The sequence below is a fragment of the Vibrio sp. V33_P6A3T137 genome, from assembly GCF_009904835.1.
GTDB classification, from domain to species: Bacteria; Pseudomonadota; Gammaproteobacteria; order Enterobacterales; family Vibrionaceae; genus Vibrio; species Vibrio metschnikovii.
In genome coordinates this window covers 1-4,992 of sequence record NZ_WXWK01000012.1, presented here as the reverse complement: position 1 = coordinate 4,992, position 4,992 = coordinate 1, and the positions used below count along the sequence as shown (strand labels likewise).

Sequence of the window (4,992 nt, the reverse complement as noted above, 5' to 3'; positions counted from 1 at the left end):
GAAATATTAATGTTTTGTTATATAAGTATATTTTCAGATAGATATAATTTTATAACTTTTCACTTGGATAGTGCGTACGTCAAGCTTTACAGTTGCTCACCTTTTAAACTCAATTTTTAGTTTCTTTGAAAACTACCGCCATTTTATTGGACAACACGTATGCAATTTTCATTAAAAAATTTCTCTATTCGGGTTCAGGTTATGCTTCCCGTTTTAGTTGCTACATTCGCTTTAACGGTCAGCTTGTGGATCATTAAAAATGATCTGGAAAGTGTACGAGAAAACGCTTCAGTGATGAGAGTCTTATATCAAGATCAAACAGATGCGCTATCCGTTAATGTCGTCGATGACATTAACGATATGCGTCTTCATGTGGCTGATTCTATAATCTCGCCAGCCATTCGAAAGGATCTCATGGCTAAATTACTGCAAAGACAAAAAAACATCAGTACTCATTTAAAAATATTACAGCAAGATGAGTATTATCAAAACGATGTGCCTCATATTCTTAATCTTGTGGATGAGTTCTTAAACAGTTCAAGACAGATGCTCATATTTTTAGAACAGTACGAAAAAGGGACTGCTTCTGAGAGTGAATTTGTTGCGAAGAATGCTTCGTTTCGAGATCAGGCAGTAGATTTACTCGCGACAGTTGTCAATGTCAGTGATAGAGCAAAGGAGCGTGAAGCTAAAGCCTATGCTGAGATTGAGGCGTACGAACGTTATGAAATGAATGTTGCTATGGCGATTGTCTTATCTGTGCTTGGGATATCATTGATGATTGCTTGGGTGCTTTCAAAAATGATTGTTGCACCTATTCAGCATATTCAAGGAGTGATGCGTGAGTTGGCACAGGGGAATTTGACGGTCCGAGCAACAGTTGAGGGTAAAAACGAAATTTCAATTCTCAGTCAGGATGTCAATACCACCGCTTCTCAACTGCATAGTATGGTTGATCATCTGAATCGAATCAGTGAAGAAGTGGCATCGGCGTCAACGGAATTAGCCGCGGTAATGACTCAAGCGGAATCAAATGCACAGCAAGAATTGTCTGAAGTTGAACAAGTGGCTTCTGCAGTGAATGAGTTGTCGAGCACGGCTGATAATGTCAGTGATAATGCCTCCGTTGCCGATTCGACGGCTCGTATGGCTGATGAATTAGCTAAATCCGGTTTGGCGATTTCTCAAGAGAGTGTTCAAGCGAGTGTTCAAATGTCGGAGGCCTTGAACCATGCGGCAAGCTTAGTACAACGTTTGAAGGATCAATCAGAGAAAATTAATGATGTCGTTGAAGTCATTCGTAATGTCTCTGAGCAAACTAATTTATTAGCGTTGAATGCGGCGATTGAAGCGGCTCGTGCTGGTGAAACGGGGCGAGGTTTTGCTGTGGTCGCCGATGAAGTACGAATGCTCGCGGGACGTACAGAAAGTTCGACTAAGGAAATCGGCGTGATTATTGAGGATTTGCAAAATCAATCCGTTTTAGCCAATGATAGTATGCAAACTACGATTGAGATGTTGGCTCATAATAGTGAGTTGACCCAGCGTGTAAGTGACGCATTGGTTGGCATCTCAGAATCGGTTTCGGATATTAATGATTCTAATACTCAGGTTGCTACTGCAGCAGAGCAGCAGTCACAAGTGACACAAGATATTAATCGTAACGTGGTTAACATTTCTGAGCTAGTAAATCAGAATGTCACTGGTATTAGCCAGAGTGCCAGCGCGAGTGCTGAGCTTTCGCAACTTGCTGAGAAGCAAAAAGCCCAACTTGCTTTCTTTAAACTGTAAATCGCTAGCCTTGTGTGCAAAGCCGTATTACTCGCAAGAGAATACGGCTTTTTAATAAGGTAGTTTACATTTATTTTGTGCGTGGATAGATGATGAATTTTCAGGAAAGGCAGGCAGTGTACTACTGAAAAGTGTAGATCGATAAAGATCTTAATTTTCTAGGTGAAATTTTATTGTGAATGCAATGACTTTTTGAGAGGTTGAGCCAGAGTTTAGCCATATTAAGTGCTTGAAAATAGTAATTTGCGAGTGATTTCACAATCATTTTTTTCGGTAAATTTACAATGAAAAATTACTTGTTCATTTTATTTTATAGAGAGCTAAGTCATGAAAAAAAGCATTGTTGCTATGATGTTAAGTGGTGCTATGACGTTAGTAATTCCATTTTATTCATTAGCGCAAACTCAAACTACCGTTGCCCATTCTAGTGTTGACTATACACAACTGGTTACTAAGCGTCAGGTTGTGGACCAACTGTTAGTGGATGCCGTTACTGCCTTTAAATTCCCATCACGTATTTCTCATGCTGGTTTTACGGCCAAAATGCCGACGAACATGCAAATCGTCACTGACCGCTTATTAGAGGCCTATCAGCTTGAGCCTTACCGTACCGATTTATTAATTTCCGCAGCGAATGCTCAAATATACAATAGCGACATTGATAGAGCACTCGATCTTTACCAGCAAGCGTTAGCTGTTGCTCCCGACGATATCGATCTTCATTCTTATCTTGCGGTGTGGTTAAGAGTCAAAGGGGATGAGACGAGATCAAAGCAACATATGAATGCATTGGCTAAGCTGAATCCCGGTCGTTTATCCGATTTACAGAAGATTTTTGCTGTGGTGGATCGAATATTAACAACGCCATTAAAAGAAACCGCACATCAGCCTAAGGCTGGAAAAAATGCGATTGTCACTTTGGGCTATGCACTAAACCCTGATGGTTCAATGCATGATATTCTGATTGCTCGTTTAGAAACAACGTTGACGATGGCGAAAGCGGATCCTAATGCCATTATTATTTTAACAGGCGGTGTTCCTCAAAATCATAAAACCGAAGGCAAACTGATGGCAGATTGGTTGATAGCGAAAGGTATCAACTCGAATCGAATTATTGAAGAGAACTACGCGACAAGTACGGTTGATAATGCATTATTCAGTAGCTATGCCTTAGCGAGACATAAAATAGATCATGCCACGATCATCAGTTCTGCTAGCCATGTCCGTCGTGGGCAGGCCTTATTTGAAATTGCCAGTTGGCAAACCGGCCCTAGTGGTATTACTTTTGATACAGTCAGTTACCCTGATAAGCCGCTTGCCGATTTAAAGCAAGCCAGTCAATCAGAGTTGTTAGGCATTTATCGTGATGCTTTAAGAACTTATGGTATGTGGAGCTATCGTTCTTATCCACTAGAATCTCGCTAAGTGCACGTTGTGTAATTTGTTGTTGCCGTGCTGGTGGTGACGACAAATTACATTCAATTCAGCATGAGTTGACACTAAGTATGTTTGATTGGTGTATTTGGATGATGAGTAGGACTTGACCTTGCGTGAATCATGAAGGTGGAGAATAAAGCAATTTATAAGAGCTTGGTTTGGCTGATCGCTCTATCAAATAGTTCTTCGAGAAGCGATAAATTGCCGTGATAGCCTTGAATATTGGCTTCAATCCAGTGGTCTTTGGATACTTCAGGCCAATCCAGTTCATACCCTGCCACAAAGACTAACTCTTCAAAGAAAAATCGCGTTGCTCTGCCATTACCTTCGCGAAAGGGATGAACGATATTAATTTCACAGAAAATATCAGCAATCAGGCGCACAAACGCAGCTCTATCGACACAGTTACGTAGCTGAGGAATTCGTGCCAGCTGGCGGTTTAGCTCTCTTTCAATATAGAGACAATTACAAAAGCGCGTCGTGCCCTTGCTAATATCAACATCGCGATAGTTTCCAGCCCATGAGTAGACATCTTGAAAAAGTACCCAATGCAGGGTTCGAAAGTGCTCAACGTCGAATTGCTCTAAAGTAGAAAGGTGGCTGACGTAGTGGATATATCGGTATTCAGAAAAGGCGGTTTCCGCCTCATGCAGTTCATCACTGCCTTGAATATTCAGTTGATTTTCGAGTGTCTCCGAGTCGGGATAGCAATAATGATCCCGACTGACGCCGTACTTATCTCGCATATTGGCGCTTTAGGGCTTCTAGAGTTGAGGGTTTACCACTAGCGATTAGCCCCTCATAGGATGCGCTAACTTTGAAATTACTCAGCTTAGGCACAAATTTTCGTTTCACAGAGCGCTCTGGAATATCAATTTTGGCATGACTATTCTGCATATATTCTCTCAACCTTATGATGTCACGTTGTCAGTGTAATGGTGTGGCTAATCAGGATCAAATGTTAAACGTAAGATTGCTTTGGTTAGATGATCGCAGAAAAACGATTTACTCATCAGTATAATACTGCACACCAATTTGAATTCGTGGTCTATCATTGGCCACTCGCCAGCGGTTGGTATCACGCAGTGAATAGATACAGCCGCAGTACTCTTGTTGGTAAAAACGTTCTCGCTTGGCCAGTTCAACCATGCGACTCGCTCCACCTTGCTTGCGCCAGTTGAATGTCCAGTAAGTCAGGCTTGGGTAACGTGCTGCAGCGCGTTGACCACAGTCATTAATTTGTTGCATATTTTTCCAACGCGAGATCCCTAAGCAACTGGTGAAAGTGTCAAACCCATTTTCATGGGCGTACAACGCAGTGCGTTCAAAACGCATGTCAAAGCACTCAGTGCAGCGAATGCCGCGCTCGGGCTCCCATTCCATGCCTTTCACTCGTTCAAACCAGTTTGGCGCGTCATAATCTGCGTCAATAAACGGAATCCCCAGTTTTTCAGCAAAACGAATGTTCTCTTCTTTACGGATCAAATACTCTTTTTCTGGATGGATATTCGGGTTATAGAAAAAGACCGTAAGCTCGATTCCCGCTTTAACCATTCGTTCCATCACATCGCCGGCGCAAGGGGCACAGCAAGAGTGCAGTAAAACGTTGTTCGAGACGTTCGGGGTTTCTAAGATAATACTTTGTAAAGTAGACATAAGCCTAAAGACATGAGGGTGAATAAATAATGTTAACGTATTGTACCAATATGCAGCCAGTTTTCTAGCGATTAATGATAAGTCTAAAAAGTGGATGAAATCGGGATC

The 4,992-nt window shown here is 41.8% G+C and carries 4 protein-coding genes; 2 read left to right on the top strand and 2 right to left on the bottom strand.

The genetic code is table 11. The features are described from left to right. Positions 1-159 precede the first annotated feature (159 nt). Positions 160-1,791 carry a methyl-accepting chemotaxis protein gene (locus CAG60_RS01165; RefSeq protein WP_161438086.1) on the top strand — a complete coding sequence of 544 codons (1,632 nt, stop codon included), beginning with the start codon at positions 160-162 and terminating at the stop codon, positions 1,789-1,791. A gap of 366 nt (positions 1,792-2,157) precedes the next feature. After that, positions 2,158-3,216 carry an ElyC/SanA/YdcF family protein gene (locus tag CAG60_RS01160; RefSeq protein WP_443275312.1) on the top strand — a complete coding sequence of 353 codons (1,059 nt, stop codon included), beginning with the start codon at positions 2,158-2,160 and terminating at the stop codon, positions 3,214-3,216. Positions 3,217-3,371: 155 nt separating this feature from the next. On the opposite strand, the gene CAG60_RS01155 is transcribed toward CAG60_RS01160, so the two are convergent. After that, complete coding sequence (locus CAG60_RS01155) at positions 3,372-3,974, bottom strand: Fic/DOC family protein (protein ID WP_158145191.1); 603 nt, start codon at positions 3,972-3,974, stop codon at positions 3,372-3,374. 259 nt (positions 3,975-4,233) lie between these two features. Then, on the bottom strand, positions 4,234-4,992 hold a 759-nt coding region (locus CAG60_RS01150), incomplete at its 5' end, for an epoxyqueuosine reductase QueH (protein ID WP_443275309.1).